Raw genomic sequence first — 23,572 nt, forward strand, 5'->3', positions numbered from 1 at the left:
CGTGGGTCACCGCGCGGCCAGCTCCGCCACGATCCTGGGACCGAGCTCGGTCACGTCGCCCGCGCCCATGGTGAGCACGATGTCGCCGGGCCTGGCCCTGCCTGCCACCAGGGCGGGAACGCCCTCCCGGTGCGGCGCGTAGGCCACCCGGTCGGCGGGAAGCGGCACCTTGCCCGCAACCAGCGCCCCCGAGACCCCCGGCTCGGGATCCTCGCGGGCACCGTAGACGTCCATGACGATGGCCTCGTCGGCCAGCCCGAGGGCGGCGCCGAACTCGTCGGCGAAGAACCTGGTCCGCGAGTAGAGGTGCGGCTGGAAGACCGCGATGACCCGTCCCGTGCCCGAGAAGGAGGCCACCACGTCCCGGGCCGCGCGCAGATCCGCGGCGAGTTCGGTCGGGTGGTGGGCGTAGCTGTCGAAGACCGCGACTCCCCCGGCCTCCCCCTTGGCCTCGAAGCGGCGCTTGGCCCCGGTGAAGGCGGCCAGGCCGTCACGGATCTCGTCGAAGGACACCCCCAGCTCCGCCGCCACCGCGATGGCCGCGGCGGCGTTGAGCGCGTTGTGGCGGCCGGGGACGGCCAGCCTGACCTCCCCGTGACCGTGGACCTCGAAGGTGATGCCCAGGCCGTCGGGAGTGATCCCGCTCACCCTGAGGTCGGCGTCCTCACCCTCTCCGTACGTGATCACTCTGAGGCCGCGCGCACGGGCGATCGGGACCAGCGCGGCGGAGCCGGGGTCGTCGGCGCAGATGACCATGGTTTTGCCGACGCGCTCGACGAAACGGGCGAAGCTGTCGTAGACCGCGCGCGGATCGCCGTAGTTGTCCAGATGATCCGGCTCCACGTTGGTCACCACGGCGATGTCCGGAGCCAGCATGAGGAAGGAGCCGTCGCTCTCGTCGGCCTCGGCGACGAAGACCTCGCCCGCGCCCTCGTCGGCCCCCAGACCGGTGGTCACCAGCTGGCCTCCGACGCAGTAGGACGGGTCGGCGCCGCATTTCTGCAGCGCCACCGTGAGCATCGAGGTCGTGGTGGTCTTGCCGTGGGTCCCGGCCAGGGCGACCCCGACCCTGCCCGCCATGACGGAGGCCAGCGCGGCGGCCCTGGGGATCACCCGCAGGCCCTGGCGCAGCGCCTCGCCGAGTTCCGGGTTGGAGTCGCGGATCGCGGTGGAGACCACGACGGTGTCGATGTTCTTGATGTGCGAGGCGGCGTGGCCGAGGTGGACCCTGGCCCCCAGCTCCCGCAGTTCGTTCAGCATGTCCGAGCCGCGTGCGTCGCTGCCGGAGACCGGGACGCCACGTTTAAGCAGAATGCGGGCGATTCCCGACATTCCGGAGCCGCCGATCCCGATGAAGTGGACCCGCCCGAGATCCTCTGCCGCGACCGGATCGACCAACTTGACCAGATTCATCGGTCGCTCACCACTCCTCGTTCGGTACACGGACGGTCTCGTCCCTCAACCGGTCACCGCGCTCACCGCGCCGGGCTCCCGCCGTACTGCCCATCCGGCCGCTCACCTGCCTCTTCCCTGCTGTGCGATCCGCATCACCTGGCGGGCGAGCGTCACGTCGGCGTCCTTGCGGCCCATCCTGGACGCCGCCTCAGACATGATCACCACGCGTTCGGGATCCGACAGGATGGGCAGCACGTTCTGGATGATCCACTCCGAGGTCAGGTCGGCGTCGTCGACCATGAGACCGCCCCCGCCCTGCACGATCGGCGTGGCGTTGAGCCGCTGCTCGCCGTTGCCGTGCGGGAGCGGGATGTAGGCGGCCGGCAGGCCCACGGCGGTCAGCTCGGCACAGGTCATGGCGCCGCTCCTGCACAGGGCGAAGTCGGCGGCGGCGTAGGCCAGGTCCATCCGGTCGACGTACTGCAGCACGACGTACTGAGGGTCGCCGGGGGGCGGCTCCTCCTCGAGCGTGTTCTTCGGACCGATGACGTGCAGCACCTGCACTCCGGCCCGGCGCAGCGCGGAGGCGGCGCCCAGGGCCGCCTGGTTGAGCGACCGCGCGCCCTGGGAGCCCCCGGTGACCAGCAGCGTGGGCAGATCGGCCTCCAGGCCGAACCACGAGCGCGCCTTGTCACCCATGGACAGCCGGTCCAGCGTGACGATCTCGCGGCGAAGGGGGATCCCGACATACTGCGAGCGGGCCAGCGGGGTGTCGGGGTGGCCGGTGAACACGTGCTCGGTGAGCCGCGCGCCCAGCCGGTTGGCCAGGCCGGGCCGCGGATTGGCCTCGTGCACCACGATCGGCACCCCGCGCCGCCGTGCCGCCAGGTAGGCGGGGGTCGCCACGTAACCGCCGAACCCGACCAGCACGTCGGCCTGGACGCGGTCCATGATCCCCGCGGCCGCGTTGATGGCGCCCGCCAGGCGCCCGGGCACGCTCAGGAGCTGGGGCGTGATGGCCCTGGGCAGCGGCACGGCGGGCACGAGCTGCAGCTCGTAACCCCGCGCCGGCACCAACCGGGTCTCCAGGCCACGCTCCGTGCCGAGACAGGTGATCCCGATGTTCGGGTCAAGTTGGCGCAGCGCGTCGGCGAGAGCCAGCGCTGGTTCGATATGACCGGCCGTCCCGCCGCCGGCGAGGACCACCCTCATGCCGATCCTTTCGCTTATCGTTTTCCGCGGACCGGCCATCGTCTTCGCACCGGACCACCCAGGCCAAGCCAGCTTAGGCCCCGCGCCACCGGTCCGGGGCCATGCGCGGCGAGAGCCTCGCGCGCGCCGGGCTCATGTTTCGCGAACGAGAGCAGCATGCCGAGCGCGGCGAGGGTGGGTATCAGGGCCGACCCACCGTAGGAGACCAGCGGCAGCGGGATTCCGGTGATGGGCAGCACGCCGATGACCGCTCCGATGTTGACCATCGCCTGGCCCGCGATCCAGGCGACCGCGGCGGCCGAGGCCAGCCGGACGAACGGGTCCTTGACCCGGGTGGCCACTCGCAGCCCCGCGTAGCCGAGCAGGCCGAACAGCGCGATCACGACGAGCGTGCCCATCAGGCCGAGCTCCTCCCCGAGGATGGAGAAGATGAAGTCGCTCTCGGCGTGCGGGATCCAGCTCCACTTCTGCCTGCTGGAACCCAGGCCCAGCCCGAACCAGCCGCCGCTGCCCATGGCGATCTGTCCCTGCACCGCCTGGAAGCCCGAGGTCTGGGCGTTGCCCCACGGGTCCAGCCACCCCGTGATCCGGTCGGAGCGGTACCCCTCGGTGCTGATCATGACGATGACCGCGAGCGCCGCCACCGAGAGGATCCCGCCGAACAGCTTCAGCGGCGCGCCCACCACCCACAGCAGCGCCAGGAAGATCAGCATCAGCACCAGCGTGGTGCCGAGGTCACTTCCCAGCATGACCATGACGGCCAGGATCGCCGTACCCGGCATCAGCGGGATGAACAGGTTGCGCCACTCGATCCGGCCGTTGCGCGCCTTACGGGCCAGCAGGTCGGCCCCCCAGAGCATCAGTCCCAGCTTGGCCGGCTCGGACGGCTGCAGATAGATGGGGCCGAGGTCGATCCAGCGCTGGGCGCCGAGATGGGAGGTGCCGAGGAACAGCACCAGCACCAGCCCGAGGATCGACAGCGCCATCAGCGGGTAGCCGGCGAGCCTGAAGAACCGCGGCGGCAGATGCGCGCAGACCCACATCACCGGGATGCCGAGCGCGACCGAGATCGACTGCTTGAAGAACCAGGAGAACGGGCTTCCCGTCAGCTGCAGCGCCTCGATGCTGGAGGCCGACAGCACCATCATCAGGCCCAGCGCGAGCAGCAGGGCGCTGCATCCCAGGATCAGGTAGTAGGAGGTCAGCGGCCGGTTGAGCAGCTCACGGAAGGCGTTCAGATGCTCGCGGAACCCGTCTTGGCGGGAGGCGGTCTCCTGGTGCGCCGTCACGCTCACGCCCGTCTCCCGCCGTCCCCCGCGGCGAGCCGGTGCACGGCTCGGGCGAACGCCTCCCCCCGGGCCGGGTAGTTGGCGAACATGTCCAGAGAGGCGCCGGCCGGAGCCAGCAGCACGGTGTCTCCGGGGGCGGCGAGCCTTGCGGCTTCGGTGACGACGCGATCCATGACCCCAGTGTCTTGCCCCGACACCTCCACGACCGGAACATTCCCGGCGTGTCGCGCCAGAGCCTCGCGAATTCGCTCGCGATCGACGCCCAGGAGCACCGCGCCGCGCAGGCGCGGCGCGGCCCGCCGTACGAGCTCGTTCACGTCGGCGCCCTTGAGCTGTCCCCCGGCGACCCAGACGATCGACGGATAGGCGGCGAGCGACGCGGCGGCGGCGTGCGGGTTGGTGGCCTTGGAGTCGTCCACGTAGTCGACCTCGCCGACCCGGGCCACGTGCGCGATCCGGTGCGGGTCGGGGACGAAGTCCAGCAGGCCCCGTCGCACGGCCTCGGCCGGCACCCCGTAGGACCTGGCCATGGCCGCGGCGGCGAGCGCGTTGGCCACGTTGTGCGGCGCGAACGGCCGGATGTCGACGAACGAGGCGAGCTCCTCGGCGTTGCGCGCGGGGTCGGCCACGAACGCCCGGTCCACCAGCAGGTCCTCGACCACGCCGAGCTGGCCGGGCCCGGGGACGGCGAGGGTGAAGCTCACGCTCCGCACGGCTCCGCCGCCTTCCGTCGCGTTCCGGTACGGCTCGGCCAGGCGGGCGGCCCACTCGTCGTCGGCGTTGTGGACGACCGTCCCGGCCCGGGTGAAGATCTCGCCCTTGGCGCGGGCGTACTCCTCCATGGAACCGTGCCAGTCGAGATGGTCGGGGGCGACGTTGAGCAGGGCCGCGGTGTGCGGCGCCACGCTGGGCGAGCGGTGCAGCTGGAAGCTGGACAGCTCCACCGCCAGGACGTCCCAGGAGCCGGTGACGGCCTCCAGGACCGGGGTGCCGACGTTGCCGGCGGCGAGCGCCCTGTGCCCCGCGGCGGTCAGGATCGAGGTGAGCATCCGCACCGCGGTGGTCTTGCCGTTGGTTCCGGTCAGCGCCAGCCAGGGCGCCGCTCCGGCCGGGCGGATCCGCCAGGCGAGTTCGACCTCGCTGATCACCTCGATCCCGGCCTCCGCCGCCGCGGCGAGCAGCGGGTGGTGCGGCGGCCAGCCGGTCGTGACGACGACGGAGGTGCCCGGAGGCGGCTCGGAGGGCTCACCGAAGCGGACCTCGATCCCGAGCCCGGCCAGCTCTTCGGCCGTCGCCCTGGCGCGCTCGCCGTCCCGGCCCTCCAGGACGACCACCTTCTCGCCCCGGGCGGCCATGATCCGGGCGACGGCCGTGCCGGAGACCCCGAGGCCGGCGACGCAGATCACGCGGCCTCCCCCGCGGTCGTGGCTGCCACGCTCATCGTGTGCTCGTCTTCACTACTTGGGCATCCATTCCACGTAGAACAGTCCGAGCCCGGCGGCGGCGCAGAGGGCGGCGATGAGCCAGAAGCGCACCACGATCGTCGTCTCCGCCCAGCCCGCCAGCTCGAAGTGGTGCTGGAGTGGCGCCATCCTGAAGACCCGTTTGCCGGTCATCTTGAAGAAACCGACCTGGATGATCACCGACATCGTGATGATCACGCACATTCCGGCCAGGATGATCAGCAGGAACTGGGTACGGGTGGTGATGGCCAGCCCGGCCAGCACGCCTCCCAGGGCCAGCGAGCCCGTGTCACCCATGAAGATCTTGGCCGGCGGGGCGTTCCACCACAGGAATCCGACCAGGGCGCCGAGCACGGCGGCGGCGACCACCGCCAGGTCCAGCGGGTCCCGGACCCAGTAGCAGTTGGGACCGAGCTGGACGGTGCAGCTGTTGCGGAGCTGCCAGTTGCCGATCAGCACGTAGGAGGCCAGCACCACACCGGTGGCGCCGCTGGCCAGGCCGTCGAGGCCGTCGGTGAGGTTCACGGCGTTGGAGAAGCCCACGATCATGATGAGCACCAGGATCGTGAACCCGATGATGCCGATGGACGGGCCGAAGTCTCGCAGGAACGACAGCCGGGTCTCGGCCGGGGTGATCAGGTAGGCGTTCGGGAAGCGGGTCACCAGGACCGCGAAGACCGCGCCGATGACAAGCTGGCCCAGCGCCTTGGCGCCGCTGCGCAGACCGAGGCTGCGCTGCTTGTAGATCTTGATGAAGTCGTCGAGGAAGCCGACCGCGCCGAGACCCACCATCAGGAACAGCACCAGGATCGCGGAGACCGTGGGCGAGGTCTGACTGACCAGGTGCGCGCTGGCGAACCCGATCAGCGCCGCGATCACGATCACGGTGCCGCCCATGGTGGGGGTGCCGCGCTTGTCGTGGTGGCCGGAGGGGCCCTCCTCGCGGATGCTCTGCCCGTAGCCGCGCCTGGAGAACAGGCGAATGGCCAGCGGCGTGCCGAACATGGACAGCAGCAGACCCACCGCCGCCGCAATGATGATCTCTGTCATCGGCGGTCACCTTCGAGCAGCGCCTCGGCCACGCGTTCCAGTCCGGCCGCACGCGGCCCCTTGACGAGCACCACGTCGCCCGGGGCCAGGAGTCCCGACAACTCGGCGCCCGCGGCGGCCGCGTCGGCGACGTGTGCGATTCGCACGGTGCCCGCGGCCCCGTCTTCCCGTGTGGGACCCGCGCCGTCCGGACCCGGATCGCCGCTTCCCGGATCACCGCTCGCGGCGTCCCGGACGGCGGCCCCGGCACCGGCCAGAACCGGTTCCGCGTCGGGGCCGACGACGAACAGGCCGGTGAGACCGGCGCTCGCGGCCAGCCGGCCCAGCTCCTCGTTCAGGGCCGCGCTCTCCTCTCCCAGCTCGCGCAGGGCGGCGATGACCGCGAAGCGGCGTCGCCCGCCCGCGAGGGCGTCCAGGGTGCCGAAGGCGGCGTGCATGGACTCGGGGTTGGCGTTGTAGGCGTCGTTGATCACGGTGACCCCGTCCCGGCGGTCGGTGACCTCCATCCGCCAGCGGCTGCGAGGCTCGGCCTCCGACAGCTCCTCCGCGATGGTGGCGACCGGCAGACCCAGCTCGTAGGCGGCCGCGGCGGCGGCCAGCGCGTTCTGTACGGCGTGCTCACCGTACAGCCTGAGCCGGACGGGTGCGGCCCCCGAGGGGGTCCGCAGCGTGAAGGAGGCGCGACCTCGACCGTCGACGGTCACGTCCTCGGCCCGTACGGCCGCGCTCTCGGAGCGGCCGTACCAGGTGACCCTGGCCTCGGTGCGCTCGGCCATCGCGGCCACCAGCGGGTCGTCCGCGTTCAGTACGGCCACGCCGTCGGCGCCCAGCGCCTCGACCAGCTCTCCCTTGGCCCTGGCGATCGCCTCCTTGCCGCCGAAGACCCCCAGGTGGGCGGAGCCGACGTTGAGGACGACGCCGATCTTCGGCGGGGCGACGCGGGCGAGGTGCCTGATGTCGCCCACGTATCGGGCGCTGAGTTCCAGCACCAGGTAGCCGGTGCCCTCGTCGGCCTTCAGCACCGTGAGGGGGTGGCCGATCTCGTTGTTGAACGAGCCGGAGGGGGCCACCGTCGGGCCGATCCTGGCGGTGAGCCTGGCCAGCAGGTCTTTGGTCGTGGTCTTGCCCGCCGAGCCGGTGATGCCGATGACGGTGGTCTCCGGCAGGTCCGCGCAGACCGCGGTGGCCAGGGCCGCGAGCGCGGCCACGGTGTCGCCGACGATGATCGCGGGCGCATCGACGGGCTTGGACGCCAGCACGGCGACCGCCCCGTCGGCGATGGCCTGGGCCGCGAAGTCGTGCCCGTCGGACCGTTCGCCCTTGATGGCGACGAACAGCGACCCCGGTTCGACGGCCCGGGAGTCGATGACGACCGGACCGCGCACCACCGCGCGGGGATCGGCCATGCCCGCGAGGGCGCCCGAGGTGATCTCGGCGATCCTGGCCAGCGGCAACGGGATCATGATGCGTCTTCCCTACTCTCCATACGTGCTTCGGCGCCCGGTTCGGTTCCGCCGCCTGACGATCGCGTCGGCCACCACTTGTCTGTCGTCGAACGGGAGCACCTCGTCACCGACGTACTGCCCCTGCTCGTGACCCTTCCCGGCCACGACGACGACGTCACCGAAACCCGCCCTGCTGATCGCCAGGTCGATGGCCGCGGCGCGGTCCGGCTCAATGATCACATGTGCGCGCCCCTCCTGGGGCACGCTGAGAACTCCGTCCATCATCTCCGCGAGAATCCGCAGTGGATCCTCGGAGCGCGGATTGTCGCTGGTGAGAATAGCCACATCCGCCAGCCGTGCGGCGGCCTCCCCCATCATCGGGCGTTTGCCCCGGTCACGGTCACCGCCGCAGCCGAGCACCACGGTCAGCCCGCCCGTCGTGATCTCGCGGAGCGAGCGCAGGACCGACTCCACGGCGCCCGGCTTGTGCGAGTAGTCGACGATGGCCTGGAAATCCTCTCCCCCGGGCACCCGCTCCATCCGGCCGGGCACTCCGGCCAGCGTGCCGACACCGGCGACCGCGGTCCGCAGCGGCACCCCGGCCTCCACGAGGGCGACGACCGCGCCCAGGGAGTTGGCGACGTTGAACAGGCCCGGCAGCGAGATCGTCACGGCCTCCTCGACGCCGCCGGGACCGGCGACGCGGAAGGTGCTGCCCTCGGCTCCCAGACGCACGTCCACGGCCCGCCAGTCGGCTTCGGGCGCGCCCTCCGCCGAGAAGGTGGTCATCGGGATCTTGGCCAGGCCGAGGAGCTCGCGCCCGCGGGCGTCGTCGATGTTGACGACGCCCGCGCGGCTCATCTCGGGGGTGAACAGCCGGGCCTTGGTCGCGAAGTAGTCGTCGAAGTCCTTGTGGAAGTCCAGGTGGTCCTGGGACAGGTTGGTGAACAGCGCGACGTCGTAGAACACGGCGTCGACGCGGCCCAGCGCCAGCGCGTGGCTGGAGACCTCCATGGCGGCGGCGGTGACGCCCTGCTCGCGCATGAGGGCGAACAGGCCCTGCAGGTCGCTGGCCTCCGGTGTGGTCAGTTTCGGCATGAAGCGGAGCTCGCCGACGTGGATCTCCACTCCGCCGATCAGCCCCGCCTTGTGTCCCGCGGCCCGCAGCCCGGCCTCCAGCAGGAAACTGGTGGTGGACTTGCCGCTGGTCCCGGTGACGCCGATGACCATGACGTCGGCCGCGGGGTTGCCGTACACCCAGGCGGAGACCTGCCCGAGCAGGCGGCGCGGATCCGGCACGACGAGGACGGGCAGGCCGGTGGCGATCGCGGCCTCCCTGCCCGCCGGGTCGGTCAGGATCGCGGTGGCTCCCGCGGCGAGGGCCTGCGCGGAGAAGCCGGCGCCGTGGGAGGAGGTTCCCGGCAACGCGACGTAAAGATCTCCGCGCCGCACCTGGCGCGAGTCGATGGTGATCCCCGAGATCGCGGCCAGCGGTGCTCGCGACGTGCCCGAAGGCGCGCCGAGCAGGCTTGCTAGCCCCGAGAGCGGACGGGGTGAACTGTTGGAGGGTCGCATTGACGACGGGGGACGCACGGCGAGAGCGTACCTTCACTCATCACTCCCCGGCGCGTATCCGCACCGGGGAGGGCTGGGTTCCGGTCGGCGGGATCTTCTTGCTCTTCAAGGCGAACGTCATCACCTGCTTGAAAACCGGGGCGGCGATCTCTCCGCCGTAGTGGCCCTTCTGGGGGTCCTGGATCACTGCCAGCACCACCAGACGAGGCTTGTCCGCGGGAGCAAACCCGACAAACGTCGCGCTATATCCGCAATAGCCCTGGCATTTAGCGTCGTAGCGCATCGCGGTACCCGTCTTACCGGCCACGCGGTAGCCGTCGATGGAGGCGAGGTTGCCCGTGCCCTCCGCGCTCACCGCGGCCTCCAGCATGGAGGAGATCTCCTTCGCCGTGCGCTCGCCGACCACTCGGGTCTGCTTGGCCGGCGGCGACGGCACGAACGCGCCGTTCTCGGCGGTCGTGCCGGCCACGATCTGGGGGGCGACGCGCATTCCGCCGTTGGCGATGGTCTGGTAGACGCTGGCCGTCTGGAGTGCGGTCACCGAGACGCCCTGGCCGTAGGAGACCGTGCAGCGCTGGCTGCCCGACCACGTCTTCCAGTCCGGCAGGAGCCCCGCCTCCTCGCCCAGGAGGCCGGCGCCGGGCTTGGCGCCGAAGCCGAAGCGCTTCAGCATCTCGTACAGCCTCTGGTCTCCGATCTTCTGGGCGGCGAGGATCGTGCCGACGTTGCTGGAGGTCGCCACGATGCCGGAGAAGGTCAGCCGCTCGACGGGGTGCGGGTGGGAGTCTCTGAGGATCTGGTCCGCGCACCTGATCTGGTCGGGGACCCTGAACAAGGAGTCGGGCCGTACGGCCCCCGACTCCAGGGCTGCCGCCGCGGTGATGACCTTGTTGGTGCTGCCCGGTTCGAACACGTCCGCCACCGCCCGGTTGACCCAGTCCTTGGGAGGGGTCTTCGACCAGTTCTTCAGGTCGAGCTCGGGCGCGTTGGCCATGGCGACCACCTGGCCGGTCTGCACATCCATCACGATGGCGCTGCCCGTGCGGGCCCCGGTGGCCGTGACCTGGTCGGTGATCGCCTTCTGCGCGGCCCACTGGATGTCCCTGTCGATGGTGAGCCGTACGTCCCTGCCCTCCACCGGCGCCTTCAGGGTGCTGCGGGTCATCGGGATGTGCTGCCCCTCGCGGCCCGTCTCGATGAACTGCTCGCCGTCACGGCCCGCCAGCAGCTTGTCGTAGGTGCTCTCCAGCCCGGTCAGCCCCGTGCCCTCGTCCCCGACGAACCCCAGCAGGGTGCCCGCCAGATCGCCACCGGGATAGTCGCGCCGGTAGCGCTGCTTGGAGCCGACACCTGCGAAGTCGTGTTCCATGATCCGCTGAGCGGTGGGCGGGTCGATCGCGGCGGCCAGCTGCTCGTAGTGGCTGCTGGTGTCGGCGAGCTTGGCGGCGATGCCCTCCTTCGACTGGTTGAGCTCCTTGGCCAGGACCGTGGCCACCTGTTCGCGCTTCTTGGGATCGACCACGGAGGGATCCACGAAGATCTCGCGCGCCTCCAGGGTCAGCGCGAGCTCGTTCCCCTTGACGTCGGTGATCGAACCGCGCCGCGCGGTCAGCTTCTCGGACTGGACCCGCTGTTTGGCCGCCTGCGCCGTATAGACCTTCGAGTCGAGTCCCTGGAGCTGGATGAGCCGTCCGGCGAAGATGGACAGCACGAAGGTCATCGCGATCAGGCTGATGTTGATGCGCCTGCCGGGGTTTCCCAGGCGCAGCACCGCGGGCGGGCGCGCGGGGGGCCTCGGCGGCCTGCCGCCGGACCATCCCCCGGGGCGTGTACGGCCCGGATCGGTCGTCTGCTCGCCTGCCCGCCTCGGGGCGTGGCGAATCCGGCCCGGAGGGGTCTGCGGCTCCTCAGGACGCGTGGGACGCCCCGGCCTGCGCGGCACCTCGGGGCCCGGGGGCCTGCCGGACGAACCCGCCGTCTCCGGACGCGCGGGCCTGCGAGGAGCACCCGGCCTGTCGGCTCCCTCGGAGCGCGACCTCGCCTGCCCCTCAGGTCGCCCCGCCCTGCCCTGCCCCGGCCCGGGCACCCTGCCCGCGGGGCCCTGCCTGCGCGGCGCCGCGGGCCCTGAGGGCTTGCCGGACGCGGCGGGCCTGCCGGGCCGGTCGGACGCCGGCGGCCTGCCGGACGCACCGGGCCCGCCGGTCCTGTCGGATCCTGACGGCCTGCCGGGCCGGTCGGACGCCGGAGGCTTGCCGGACGCACCGGCCCTGCCCGCCCTGTCAGGTCCCTGGGGCTTACCGGACGCGCCGGACCTCTCGGGTCCGGGCGCCTTGCCGGATCCACCGGGCCTGCCCTGCCCGCCGGAGCCGGAGGTCTTACCGGACGCACCGGGCCGGCCCTGCCCGCCGGGGGCGGGCGGCTTCACCGGTCCGCCTGAGGCGGACGGCCTGCCGGAGGAGCCCTGTCCTCCGCGGCCCTCGGGACCCTCCGGCCGGGCCGGCCGGCCCTGGCCCGGCTTTCCCGTCGCGTCCGGACCACCGGCGCCCGGGCCGCTCGTGCGGCCGGGACCACCCGGGGCCCGGCGACCGGTGCCCCCGGCGGATCCGCCTCGGCCCGGCCCCGCGCCCCGGCCGCCGGTGTCCTTCATCGGCCCGTGCCCGGCACTGGCTCCTGCCCGGCGAGGGTCTGGCCGTCGCTGGCGACCCGGCTGTTCGGATGGCCGGGGGTGAGGATGTTCGACGTCTCCCAGTCGGGACTCTGCCCCTGCTTGCCGGCCTTGTCGGCGACCGCGCCGGGCATCTCGAACTGTCTGTTGTCGTGCTCCATCTCTTCCTTCTGCACGCGGTACTTGTTGTTCTCCGCGCGCAGCTTGCTCAGCTCGAAGGAGTCTCGGGCGAGGACGGTGTTCAGCAACAGCAGGCTGACCAGGCCACCACAGAGCAGACCGACCACGAGCAGCACGAAGGGAGCCCTCGGCGCACGTCCTGGGCGGGGCGCCGAGGCCACGACCGGTGTGGCCTTCGCGTCGACGGGCGCGGACCTGGCCGGTTCGGGCCTGTGTTTCTGCGGCATCGGACGGGGGACGCGCGCGGGCCGGGTACCGCGACTCGGCGCGGTGCGGACGTCTGACTCACTCCTCGTCAACTGCCTCACGGATCCTCTCTGCCGCCCGACACCGGGCAGAGGCCGCCCGCGGGTTGCGGGTGACCTCCTCTTCGCTCGGAAGCTCGGCTCCCTTCGTGAGAAGGGCGAACCGCGGCTGATGCGCCGGCAACGGGACGGGCAGCCCCGGAGGGCTGGTGTCCCTGGTTCGCGCCGTGATGACCTGCTTCGTCAGCCGGTCCTCAAGGGAGTGATACGCGAGCACGACCACGCGCCCGCCCAGCGTCAATGCGTCGAGCGCGGCTGGGAGCGCGCGTTCCAGCGCCGTCAACTCCGCGTTCACCTCGATCCGCAACGCCTGAAAAGTCCTTTTTGCGGGGTTGCCCCCGGTCCGTCTGGTCGCGGCGGGGATCGCCGTACGGACGATCTCCGCAAGCCGCTTGGTCGACGTTATGGCCTCCCTGGCCCTTTCCTTGATGATTAGGTTCGCGACACGCGGAGCAAATCGCTCTTCGCCGTAATTGCGGAGAATCTTGATCAGGTCGGCGGCCGAGTAGGTGTTGACGACGACCTCGGCCGTCAGCTCCTCGTCCCGGTCCATCCGCATGTCCAGCGGGGCGTCGTAGGAGTAGGCGAAACCTCGCTCGCCCTCGTCCAGCTGCGGCGAGGAGACCCCCAGGTCGAAGAGGGCGCCGTCGACACGGGGACGACCGGCCCGCGCCAGCACCTCGGTGAGTTCGTCGGAGACCGCGCGCACCAGCGTGATCCGGTCGGCGTACGGCGCGAGCCGGACCGTGGACCGTTCTATCGCGACGGGGTCGCGGTCGATCCCGATCAGATGCAGCGAGGGGTGGGCGGCGAGCAGTGCCTCCGCGTGGCCGCCGAGCCCCAGGTTGGCGTCGACCACGACGGGAGCGGGGCGGGCCAGCGCGGGAGCGAGCAGCTCCAGCACGCGATCAAGCATCACGGGCACGTGACCGCCCGGCACCTGAAGATCATGATTGTCGTTACCCGCGCGCATGAAGCGCAAACCCCCCTTTTCCGCCTCGTCCATGGACGAGCGGCGGCCGTTCATCGGTGTGTTTACTGGCCCCCACCCTCGGGGCCGTCCGGCCAGGTCCCCATCCGCACCCGCGTATCGGTCCGTCACCTGACACCGGGGAAGGTGCATCAGCTGACGGACTGGGTGGTTGCGGGTGGAGACCTCGCCGAACGACGTTTCAACCGATGAGTCGACCGTGGAGTCACAGAATCCCTGGCAGCACCTCCTCCGAGAGATCGGCAAAAGCCTGCTCTTGATCGGCCAGATAAGTGCTCCAGGCGTGTGCGTCCCAGATTTCCAGCCGGGTGTTGGCTCCGATGACCACGCAGTCGCGGCACAGGCTGGCGTATTCGCGCAAAGCCTGCGGGACGGTGATCCGGCCTTGCTTGTCGGCGACTTCGTCAGACGCGCTGGCGAAGAAGACACGGCTGTAGTCGCGGACCGCCTTGGCGGTCACCGGCGCGGTGCGCAGAGCCTGGGTAATGCGCTGGAACTCCTCTACGGGGAAAACGTAGAGGCAGCGCTCCTGGCCTTTGGTGATCACCAGACCCTCCGCCAGCTCCTCACGGTACTTCGCCGGCAGGAACAGCCGTCCCTTGTCATCAAGACGCGGGTGATGAGTGCCGAGGAACACCGGCCCCACCTCCCGTGCCTGGCGGAGCGCCAGGCATTAGTAGCCCCTGCCCTCCACTGCGCACCACCATACTCCACTTCTCTCCACCGTCAACTGATTCTGCGGGTCTTCGCGCGCTGTTTTGCCGATATTTCCCCAGCTCAGAAGGGGTGGGGCTGAGTGGAGGGGGCGAGCGCCCCCTTGCGTGTCGCGAGCCCGTCCATAAGACGACCGAATAGTCAGAAAATTTGTGAATCGGCCGCATCGTGGTGATGAGTGATGGAAAGTAGAGCCCTCCGGTCGGCGCCGGTCCCGGCTGTGCCCGGTTGTGCCCGGCCGCCTCCCGATCGCATCCGTCCGCCACCGGTCCGGGACGCCGATCGCACGAGAACGCGACGGTCATGCCACACGCCGTGTCCGTTCACCCGGAATCAGCCCTGATGCCCACATAAAGTGGCCGCTGGATCGTATAGCGCCGTAGGGTCTGTACACAGAATGAGCTATGGGCCTGCAAAGGTCCGCAATACGAACCCCCGGCGCGTAACGCCGCACCTTCATGGAGGCCTGGTGGCAGTAACCCATGACGTCTCACCGCAGCTCGATGATCTCACCGTCACCGCGCACCGGATCCGCCAGTCGATCGAATCAGTGATCGAGGGCAAGAGTGACGTCGTCCGCCTGACCTTGACCGTCCTCCTCGCCGAGGGCCATCTTCTCATCGAGGACGTGCCCGGCGTCGGCAAGACCATGCTCGCCAAGGCGCTCGCACGGTCCATCGACTGCCCGGTACGCCGCGTACAGTTCACCCCCGACCTGTTGCCCAGTGACATCACAGGGGTGAGCGCCTACAACCAGCAGACCCGGGAGTTCGAGTTCAAGCCGGGGCCGATCTTCGCCAACATCGTGGTGGGCGACGAGATCAACCGCGCCTCGCCGAAGACACAGTCGGCCCTCCTGGAGTGCATGGAGGAGCACCAGGTCACGGTCGACGGCACCACCTACGCGCTGGACACCCCCTTCATGGTGATCGCCACCCAGAACCCGATCGAGATGGAGGGCACCTATCCCCTCCCGGAGGCGCAGCGCGACCGCTTCACCGCCCGGATCGCGATGGGCTACCCCGCGCCCACGGCCGAGCTGGAGATGCTCGACGTGCACGGCGGCGCCTCACCGCTCGACAAGCTGGAGCCGGTGGCCACCACCGCCGAGATCCAGGCCCTGATCACGGCGGTGCGCGGGATCTACGTCTCGCAGGGGATCAAGAAATACGCGATCGACCTGGTGACCGCCACCAGGAACTCCCCCGACCTCCGGCTCGGCGCCTCACCGCGCTCGACCCTGCAGCTGGTCAGGGCCGCCCGTGCGCACGCCGCGCTCGCCGGCCGCGACTACGTCATCCCCGACGATCTGCAGGAGCTGTGCATCCCCGTCCTCGCCCACCGGCTGCTGCCCAGCGTCGAGGCCCAGGGACAACGCCGCATGCCCGAACAGATCATGGCCGACCTGATCAGCAGGGTGCCCGTGCCCGAGGCCCAAGCGAAGTGACCTCCGGCCTCAAGGCTCTCACCGCCCGCGGCCGGTCCTTCCTCGCATCCGGCATCGCGGCCCTGTTGTGCGCCTTCATCCTCGGTGAGCACGACCTGCTCAGGATCGGCGTGCTGATCATCTCTCTGCCGCTGCTGGCCGCCCTGGTGGTGGCCCGCACCCGCTACCGGCTGAGCTGCGCGCGCCGCCTGGACCCGCCGAGGTCCGAGCTGGGCAGCGAGTCCACCGTGACACTCCGGCTGGAGAACGTCACGAGGCTGCCGACCGGCCTGTTGATGATCGAGGACACCGTTCCCTACGCGTTGGGCGCCCGGCCCAGGTTCGTCCTGGACCGGGTGGAGTCACGAGGCATCCGGGAGATCGACTACCGGGTCCGTTCCGACCTGCGCGGCCGATTCACCATCGGACCGCTCTCCATCCGGATCAGCGATCCCTTCGGCCTGGTCGAGCTGACCAGGTCCTTCACCATCAGCGACACGCTCGTGGTGACCCCCCAGGTGACGGCGCTGCCCCACGTCCGCCTGTCCGGCGAGTGGACGGGCGGAGGCGACAGCCGTACCAGAAGCGTGGCGTCGGCCGGTGACGACGACGTCGCACCACGCGAGTACCGGCAGGGAGACGACCTGCGACGGGTGCACTGGCGCTCGACCGCGAGGTACGGCGAGCTGATGGTGCGGCGCGAGGAACAGCAATGGCAGAGCAGGGGGGCGTTGCTCCTGGACACCCGCCGCTACGCGCACCGGGGTGAGGGACCGCGCTCCTCGTTCGAGGTCGCGGTCTCGGCCGCGGCCTCCATCGGCGTGCACCTCGCCCACGAGGGTCTCGGCCTGCGCCTGGTCACCGACCAGGGGGCCGAGCACCTCACCGACACAGGACTGAGCTGGTCGCTGCTGGACACCCTGGCCGTCGTGCGGACCAGCTCGGCGCGATCGCTCGAGTACGGCGTCAGCGCGCTGCGGCAGGGCGGCGGGGACGGGCTGATCGTGGCCGTGCTCGGCGGGCTCGACCTGGAACAGGCGCAGGAACTGGGCCGGGTCAGGCACGGCAACATGACCGGCGTGGCCGTGATGCTGGACGTGGCGGGCTGGGAGCGTCCCGAACTCGGCGAGAACGAGGAATACCAGGCGGCGCAGGCGATGCTCGCGGGCATGGGCTGGCGCATCGTACGGCTGCCCTCGGGCACCTCCATCGCGTCGGTGTGGCCCGAGGCCGTACAACGCGGGCAATTCGCAATCAACAAGGGGGGCTCATGAGACTTCCCATAGCGTCGGGAGCGGCCACGGGAGCGGTCGCGATCGCGCTCTATCCCCTCTTCGAGGGCGGCAGCTGGTTCTGGACGAGTCTCGGGGTCATCCTGGTGGTGACCGGCGTCGGCGTCCTGGCCAGCCATTACACCCTGCCGAACTGGCTGGCGCCGCTGGCCCAGGCGGTCGCGGTGCTGATCTATCTGACCGTGGTGTTCACCGGTGACGAGGCCTGGGCCAAGGTGGTGCCCACCAAGGACTCGATCGTCGAACTGGGCAAGCTGCTGTCCACGGGGTTCACCGACATCCAGCGATTCGCCGCCCCGGTGCCCGAAAGCGTCGGCATCGTCCTGCTCACCTGCGGCGGCGTCGGCCTGATCGCGATCCTCGTCGACGTGCTGGCCTCCCGGCTGCGCAGGGCGGCGCTCACCGGGTTGCCGCTGCTGGCGCTGTTCACCGTTCCCGCCGCGGTCGTCGTCGAGCCGATCAGCTGGCCGGCGTTCATGATCGGGGCTCTGGGCTACCTGGGGCTGCTGGTCGCCGACGGGCGCGAACGGGTCAGCCACTGGGGCCGGGCGGTGCTGGTGCGCCGGACGCCGTCCTTCATCGCCCCGCGACCCGTCGCCGACACCGGGACCCTGCGGCTGTCCGGCAAGCGCATCGGCGTCACCGCGATCGTGCTGGCCGTCCTTCTGCCCTCGCTGCTGCCCACCCTGGAGCCGGACCCGCTGTTCGGGTTCGGCGTGGGCAACGGCAGGGGCGGCGGAGGCAACTCGGTCAGCGTCCCCAACCCGATCGTGAACCTGCGAGGCCAGCTCACGCTGCCGAACAACTCCACCGTCCTGACGTACACCATCAGTGACAACTCCCCGCGCTACCTGCGGATGTACTCCCTGGACACCTTCGACGGCGACCAGTGGACGATGTCGGAGCCGAGGGGACGCCCCGAGGACCGGACCTCGGAGGCGCCGATGCCGCCGGCTCCCGGCCAGAGCCCCTCCGTGCCCACCTCGCAGGCGACCACCACGATCACGGTGAGCGACGCGGTCAGGAGGCTGAGTTTCCTGCCCCTGCCGTACCCCGCCACCCAGGTCGCCGCCGAGGGCGACTGGCGGCCCGACCGCGACACGCTCGTGGTGTTCTCCACCACGGACACCGCCGGGGGGCTGACCTACACGGTGAACACCGCCGAGCCCAATCCCACCGCGGAGATGCTCAAGGCGGCGGGGCCCGCCCCCGCCGCGATCAACGAGCGCTACCTGGAGCTACCTGAGAACCTCCCCCGCTCGATCAGGGAACTGGCCGGGCAGGTGACGGAGCGGAACGCGAGCTCCTACGAGAAGGCGGTCCAGCTCCAGGAGTTCTTCACCAAGGAGGGCGGGTTCACCTACAGCCTGGCCACCCAGGGGAACAACGCCTCGGCCCTGGTGGACTTCCTGATCCGCAACAGGACCGGGTACTGCGAGCAGTTCGCCTCCTCGATGGCGGTGCTGGCACGGGTTCTGGGCATCCCCGCCCGGGTCGCCATCGGCTACACCAGCGGCACCAACCTCGCCGGCCAGTGGCAGGTGCGCACGCACGACTCGCACGCCTGGCCCGAGCTCTACTTCGAGGGCGCGGGATGGCTGCGGTTCGAACCCACCCCCACCGGCGGAGGCGGACAGGGCACCGCGACGTTGCCGTCCTACAGCCTGCCCGAGGTCGCCCCGGCCACCACCGACGAGCCGACCACGAGCCCCAGCTCCGGCCCCGACACCCCGGACCAGCCCGGAGGATCGGCGTCCAACCGCGGCGACGATCTGCTCGACCCCGAGTCCGGCGGGATGCCGATCGCGGTGGACGAGGGCGTGCCGCCGACCGCCAAGATCGGCATCGGGGTCGTGATCGCGTTGCTGATCGCGCTGATCCCGGGGATGCTCCGCGTGGAGCTCCGCGCCCGCCGCCGCAGGTCCTACTCCCGTGAGGTCAAGACCTCTCCGGGCGGCGCGGGTTCCCCCGGGCCCGGGGATCCGGCGGCCCCCGAGCTCGCCGACGTCGCCTCGGTCAGGATCCACCGATGGGAGCCGGCGGTGAGGGCGGCGTGGTCCGAACTCGACGACGCCCTGTGCGACTACGGCATGTCCAGGCAGTCGAGCGAAAGTCCCAGGGCACTGGCCCGGCGACTGTCCGAGCAGTACGGGTTCGACGCGGAGACCACGGCCGCGACGGCCAGGATCGCCACGGTGGTGGAGCGGATGCTCTACGCCAGGACGCCCGGCGAGATCGGCTCGCTCCACGAGGACCTCCATCGGGTACGGCGGGCGCTGGCGGCCACCGTGACCCGGGGCAGGCGGATCCGTGCGGTACTGCTGCCGCCTTCCACGCTCCGGCGGATGCGGGCGATGGGCGGGCGGCTGCTGGACGGCTTCGACAGGCTGGAGAACATCAGGTTCCGGCGGCCGGTCGGCAAGGACGCCTGAACCCGGGAGGAGCCCGGCCCGGCAGGGCAGGCGAAAGAGCCATCACGGCCAAGGATGTGGGTCACTCCCGGTCGGGAGTGACCCACATCCTCGAAGAGGACGCTCCGCCGGCTTCACAGGCGGCGGAGCTTTTCCCTGCTAGCGTTCGTCGTGACGACGGCGCCAGCGCTCTTCCACACGCTCCATGAAGCTCGGCCGGGAGCCACGGCGCCTGGCCTTGCTCTGCGGCTGATCGGACGGCGCGGCAGCGGATGCCTCACCGAACCCGTTCATCCGCTTCCAACTGGACAGACCCCACAAACACGCGGCGAGCATGACCACGAAACCGCCGACGCCGAGCGGGATGTTGATAATCACGACGCCGACCATCAGCAGGACGACACCCAGGATGAAGCCGATGGAGGCCTTCACCAGGCGACGCCTGTAATGGCTACGCGGATCACTGATCCTGACGGTATTGGCCCACTTCGGGTCCTCGGCGTAGAGGGCCTGCTCGATCTGGTCGAGCAAGCGCTGCTCGTGCTCAGAGAGCGGCACGGCGCCTCCCAAGGACAGCCCCAGGACGGGGAAGACGGTGACGGACGACACGGGGTGTCCGAACCTCGCGGTCGGTTATCCCCAGAATACGAGGCTGTAGACGTAGACGAAAGAAAACGTCCAACGTAGTCCAAACCGGAGGCGGCATCATGGGTCTATTCCATCAAACGGCGGCCTAACAAGCGACGCCGGGAGCACCGCATCGTGACCGAATCTGCGGACCGCCCTGTCCATCGCCTGTTCAGCCTCCCGCCAGCCGCTCTCACGCTCTCCCAGACCCAGTTGCCTGGTCGCCCCCTCGGCCGGGCGAAGGTTCTCCACACGCACTCCGACCAGGCGAAGTCTCACGTTTTCCAGTCCTGCCGCCGTATACAGCTCGCAGGCGGTCGCGTAGAGGACCTGGGCGACGTCCGTGGACTCGTGGAGGCTCCGGGAGCGGGAAATCGTGCTGAAATCGGCGCGCCGGAGCTTGACACTGACCGTCCGGCCGAGGTGCCCGCCCTGCCTGAGCCTGGCGGCGACCCGCTCCGAGAGGCGGAGCAACTCTTTCCGGATCTTCACGGGATCGGCGATATCTGTGGCGAATGTCTCTTCCGCGCCGATGCTCTTGTCGGGCACGTGCGGGGTCACGGGACGCTCGTCGCGCCCCCAGGCGAGTGCGGACAGATGCGCGGCCGCCGCCTGACCGAGCCCTCGCTCCAGGGTCGCGACCGGAACCGCCGCGAGATCGCCGACGGTCTTGATGCCGAGTCTCCTGAGGGACTGCTCCGTGCGCTCTCCTACGCCCCACAGAGCCGCCACGGGGAGCGGGTGGAGGAAATCAACCACCTTGTCCACGGGCACCACCAGCAGGCCGTCAGGCTTGCAATGCTGAGAGGCGAGTTTGGCCACGAACTTGCTGCCGGCCACCCCGACGGAACACGTGATCCCGTGCTCGCGCACGACCCGTTCGCGGATCATCTCGGCGATCGCGGCCGGCGGGCCGAGTCGCTTGCGGGCCCCTCCGACGTCGAGGAACGCCTCATCGGAGGCGATCGGCTCCACCTCGGGGGTGAACGTGTGAAAGATCTCCATGACGCCCCGGGAGACCTCCGAGTATTTGCCGCGGCTCGGTGGGATGATCACCGCCTGGGGGCAGAGGCGGCGGGCCCGGGTCATGGGCATCGCCGAGTGCACCCCGAATCTCCTGGCCTCGTAGGTGGCACTGAGCACGACCCCGCGCGCACCGGGTGCGCCGATGATGACGGGTGTTCCCTTGAGCTCGGGGCGCTCGCGCAGCTCGACGCTGGCGTAGAAGGCGTCCATGTCGACGTGGAGGATCGGACAGCCGGTGTCGTCGGCGCCCAGATTCGGGCCTGAGCGCGGCGTCTGCTGTTTTCTCGACACGGGATCATTCTACGGGAACACGCGTTCGATGTGCCCCTCACCGGCGACCGAGCACGTGCAGCTGGGTCGCGATGTCACGGAGCACCGGATGGGCGGCCGCCGCCTGCTCCAGGGCGATCAGGGCACGCGCGGCCCCCGGCTCGCCGTCGAGCAACCGGCTGGGCACCAGATCGGCGAAGATCCGTACGCCGTGGACCTCTCCGGGAACGAAACCGGCCACGCCGAGAAGCCGTTCGAGGCTCTCGCGGGTGAAGCGCCGCGGCGTGGGGTCACGCTCGCCCCAGCGCCCCTGCGGGTCCTCCAGGATCTGGCGGGCCTCGTCGAAGCGGCCGGCGACCGAGCGGTGCAACGCGGCGGCGACCGGGTTGGCGGCCAGCACGCTGATCACCCCGCCCTTGCGCAGCAGACCGGCCATGGCCGTCATCGCGTTGATCGGATCCTCCACGTACTCCAGCACGCTGTGACAGAGCACCAGGTCCGCGCCGTCGGCGGGGAGCAGATCACCCAGATCCGCGGCGTCGCCCTGCAGGGCGCGCACCTCGACCTCCGCCTCCGCGGCGCGGCGCTCCAGCGCGGCGAGCGAGTCGGGGCTGGAGTCGACGACCGTGACGGCATGTCCCAGATCGGCCAAGGGTACGGCGAAGCCGCCCGTTCCGCCCCCGGCGTCGACGATGTCAAGTCGATCACGGCCTGTCGTGGTCATCTGATCGGCCAGCACTGCACGCAGGACGTCCCACACGACGGCGGTCCGTACCGCCGGTGTGCCTGCCTGCCGCGAGATGCCTACGGCATGCAACTTCAGATCGCCTCCTCTTTCGGTGACGAACCCAGCCTACGCTGGACCGCCCGTGAAGCGGCCCAAGCACGATCCATACTCACTCTTGATCGAACTTTTTCCGGAGCGGGCCGATTCCGGGGAAACAAGGGTGCGAGAGGACGGCGAGCGCGGCCGGGACACCCGTCCTCCGTCACGGAGGCGAGCCCGCCGGGCGGCCTGCCCGGCGAGGGGCACGCGGACCCGGCCCACGGCTCCGATGAGACACGTGAGCACGGCCCGATCCGGTGAGGGGCACGCGGGCCCGGCCCACGGCTCCGATGAAGCACGCGAGCACGGCCCGGTCCGGTGAAGCGGCACGCGGCCCCGGCCGGACGCGGCCCGCGGCTCCGATGAGACACGCGGGCGCCCGTCGCGGCCGGGCCGCGCGTCGGGGGGACCGGCGAGACCCGCTCCCCCGGATGGCTACAGCGCCAGTGACGGCTTGAGCTGCTTGAAGCGGGCCATCAGGCCGTTGACGAACTGCGGCGACTCGTCGGTGGACAGTTCGGAGGCCAGGCCGACCCACTCGCTGATGACGACGCCCTCGGGGACGTCGGGCATCCACAGGAGCTCGTAGGTGCCGCCGCGCAGCAGGTTGCGGTCGACCGCGGGCATGCGGTCGAGCGTCCAGCCCTCGGCGTAGGTGGTGATCAGTTCGTCGATGCGCATCCGGTGCCGGCACACGCCTTCGACGATCGTGGTGGTGTATTCGTTCACGGGCGGCTCCGCCCGTTCCAGACGCTCGGCGAGAACACTGAGTGGATCTTCGCTCCGCGCCTCGGCCTCGAAGAGGATGTCCAGCGCGCGCCTGCGCGCCTTACCCCGTGCCGACATCAGGCTCGGCCGAGATAATCGCCGGTGCGGGTGTCGACCTTGACCTTCTCGCCGGTCGTGATGAACAGCGGCACCTTGATCTCGGCGCCGGTCTCCAGCTTGGCCGGCTTGGTGCCGCCGGTGGAGCGGTCGCCCTGGAGACCGGGCTCGGTCTCGGCGATGATCAGCTCGACGGCCGCGGGCAGATCGACGTAGAGGACGTTGCCCTCGTTGATCGCCAGGGTGGCCAGCATGTTCTCCAGCAGGTAGTCGGCCGAGGAGCCGACCGACGCCCTGGAGACGTTGATCATGTCGTAGTTCTCGGTGTCCATGAAGACGAAGTCGTCGCCGTCCATGTAGGAGAACTGCATCTCGCGCTTGTCGACGTTGGCCACCTCGACCTTGACGCCCGCGTTGAAGGTCTTGTCGACGACCTTGCCCGACATGACGTTCTTCAGCTTGGTGCGGACGAACGCACCACCCTTGCCGGGCTTGACGTGCTGGAACTCCACAACCGCCCAGAGCTCACCGCCATCGAGCTTGAGCACCAGGCCGTTCTTGAGGTCGTTCGTCGTCGCCACTAGT

The 23,572-nt window shown here is 70.3% G+C and carries 19 protein-coding genes; 3 read left to right on the forward strand and 16 right to left on the reverse strand.

Annotated elements, in window-relative coordinates:
- Positions 1-6 precede the first annotated feature (6 nt).
- The 11 genes from murC to mraZ all read right to left on the reverse strand — a co-directional run bounded on the left by murC (position 7) and on the right by mraZ (position 14,207).
- Positions 7-1,413, reverse strand: a complete 1,407-nt coding sequence (murC, locus tag J2853_RS21035; RefSeq protein WP_307560476.1) for a UDP-N-acetylmuramate--L-alanine ligase — start codon at positions 1,411-1,413, stop codon at positions 7-9.
- Positions 1,414-1,515: 102 nt separating this feature from the next.
- Positions 1,516-2,607 (reverse strand): undecaprenyldiphospho-muramoylpentapeptide beta-N-acetylglucosaminyltransferase, encoded by a 1,092-nt coding sequence (gene murG / locus J2853_RS21040; RefSeq protein ID WP_307560478.1) that lies wholly within the window; start codon positions 2,605-2,607, stop codon positions 1,516-1,518.
- Positions 2,608-2,621: 14 nt separating this feature from the next.
- Positions 2,622-3,902: a putative lipid II flippase FtsW gene (gene ftsW / locus J2853_RS21045; protein ID WP_307560480.1), complete on the reverse strand. Its 1,281-nt coding sequence runs from the start codon at positions 3,900-3,902 to the stop codon at positions 2,622-2,624.
- Complete coding sequence (murD, locus tag J2853_RS21050) at positions 3,899-5,302, reverse strand: UDP-N-acetylmuramoyl-L-alanine--D-glutamate ligase (RefSeq protein WP_307560482.1); 1,404 nt, start codon at positions 5,300-5,302, stop codon at positions 3,899-3,901. Before murD ends, ftsW begins: the two co-directional genes overlap by 4 nt.
- Before the next feature lie 51 nt (positions 5,303-5,353).
- Entirely contained in the window at positions 5,354-6,409 is a 1,056-nt protein-coding gene (gene mraY, locus J2853_RS21055; protein ID WP_307560484.1) for a phospho-N-acetylmuramoyl-pentapeptide-transferase, read from the reverse strand.
- Positions 6,406-7,872: a UDP-N-acetylmuramoyl-tripeptide--D-alanyl-D-alanine ligase gene (locus J2853_RS21060; RefSeq protein ID WP_307560486.1), complete on the reverse strand. Its 1,467-nt coding sequence runs from the start codon at positions 7,870-7,872 to the stop codon at positions 6,406-6,408. The genes mraY and J2853_RS21060 overlap by 4 nt, the downstream gene beginning before the upstream one ends.
- A 12-nt stretch (positions 7,873-7,884) precedes the next feature.
- Positions 7,885-9,429, reverse strand: coding sequence for a UDP-N-acetylmuramoyl-L-alanyl-D-glutamate--2,6-diaminopimelate ligase (locus J2853_RS21065; RefSeq protein WP_307568756.1), 1,545 nt, complete (start codon positions 9,427-9,429; stop codon positions 7,885-7,887).
- A 40-nt stretch (positions 9,430-9,469) separates the two neighbouring features.
- Positions 9,470-11,200 carry a peptidoglycan D,D-transpeptidase FtsI family protein gene (locus J2853_RS21070; protein ID WP_307560488.1) on the reverse strand — a complete coding sequence of 577 codons (1,731 nt, stop codon included), beginning with the start codon at positions 11,198-11,200 and terminating at the stop codon, positions 9,470-9,472.
- 872 nt (positions 11,201-12,072) lie between these two features.
- On the reverse strand, positions 12,073-12,501 hold the full coding sequence (gene ftsL / locus J2853_RS21075) for a cell division protein FtsL (protein ID WP_307560491.1): 429 nt from the start codon (positions 12,499-12,501) through the stop codon (positions 12,073-12,075).
- 58 nt (positions 12,502-12,559) lie between these two features.
- Complete coding sequence (gene rsmH / locus J2853_RS21080) at positions 12,560-13,552, reverse strand: 16S rRNA (cytosine(1402)-N(4))-methyltransferase RsmH (RefSeq protein WP_307560493.1); 993 nt, start codon at positions 13,550-13,552, stop codon at positions 12,560-12,562.
- Positions 13,553-13,775: 223 nt separating this feature from the next.
- Entirely contained in the window at positions 13,776-14,207 is a 432-nt protein-coding gene (gene mraZ / locus J2853_RS21085) for a division/cell wall cluster transcriptional repressor MraZ (protein ID WP_307560495.1), read from the reverse strand.
- A 474-nt stretch (positions 14,208-14,681) separates the two neighbouring features.
- Between mraZ and J2853_RS21090 the strand changes: the two genes are divergently transcribed.
- From J2853_RS21090 to J2853_RS21100, 3 genes are read left to right on the forward strand one after another with little or no spacing between them, the layout of a single operon-like run.
- A complete protein-coding gene (locus J2853_RS21090) occupies positions 14,682-15,731 on the forward strand; it encodes an AAA family ATPase (protein ID WP_370879311.1) in 1,050 nt (349 codons plus the stop codon).
- The gene (locus J2853_RS21095) at positions 15,728-16,984 is read left to right on the forward strand and encodes a DUF58 domain-containing protein (RefSeq protein WP_307560499.1); all 1,257 of its coding nucleotides are present in this window, start codon (positions 15,728-15,730) and stop codon (positions 16,982-16,984) included. The genes J2853_RS21090 and J2853_RS21095 overlap by 4 nt, the downstream gene beginning before the upstream one ends.
- On the forward strand, positions 16,981-19,434 hold the full coding sequence (locus J2853_RS21100; protein WP_307560501.1) for a transglutaminase TgpA family protein: 2,454 nt from the start codon (positions 16,981-16,983) through the stop codon (positions 19,432-19,434). The genes J2853_RS21095 and J2853_RS21100 overlap by 4 nt, the downstream gene beginning before the upstream one ends.
- A 138-nt stretch (positions 19,435-19,572) precedes the next feature.
- On the opposite strand, the gene J2853_RS21105 is transcribed toward J2853_RS21100, so the two are convergent.
- The 5 genes from J2853_RS21105 to efp form a co-directional block, all read right to left on the reverse strand.
- Positions 19,573-19,971, reverse strand: coding sequence for an SCO2097 family morphological protein (locus tag J2853_RS21105; protein WP_307568757.1), 399 nt, complete (start codon positions 19,969-19,971; stop codon positions 19,573-19,575).
- Positions 19,972-20,118: 147 nt separating this feature from the next.
- The gene (gene dinB / locus J2853_RS21110; RefSeq protein WP_307560503.1) at positions 20,119-21,357 is read right to left on the reverse strand and encodes a DNA polymerase IV; all 1,239 of its coding nucleotides are present in this window, start codon (positions 21,355-21,357) and stop codon (positions 20,119-20,121) included.
- Between the two features lie 37 nt (positions 21,358-21,394).
- Positions 21,395-22,153 (reverse strand): methyltransferase domain-containing protein, encoded by a 759-nt coding sequence (locus tag J2853_RS21115; RefSeq protein ID WP_307560505.1) that lies wholly within the window; start codon positions 22,151-22,153, stop codon positions 21,395-21,397.
- Between the two features lie 444 nt (positions 22,154-22,597).
- Positions 22,598-23,008, reverse strand: a complete 411-nt coding sequence (gene nusB, locus J2853_RS21120; protein WP_307560507.1) for a transcription antitermination factor NusB — start codon at positions 23,006-23,008, stop codon at positions 22,598-22,600.
- Entirely contained in the window at positions 23,008-23,568 is a 561-nt protein-coding gene (gene efp, locus J2853_RS21125) for an elongation factor P (protein ID WP_307560509.1), read from the reverse strand. Before efp ends, nusB begins: the two co-directional genes overlap by 1 nt.
- Positions 23,569-23,572: the final 4 nt, after the last annotated feature.

Source organism: Streptosporangium lutulentum (genome assembly GCF_030811455.1).
GTDB classification, from domain to species: Bacteria; Actinomycetota; Actinomycetes; order Streptosporangiales; family Streptosporangiaceae; genus Streptosporangium; species Streptosporangium lutulentum.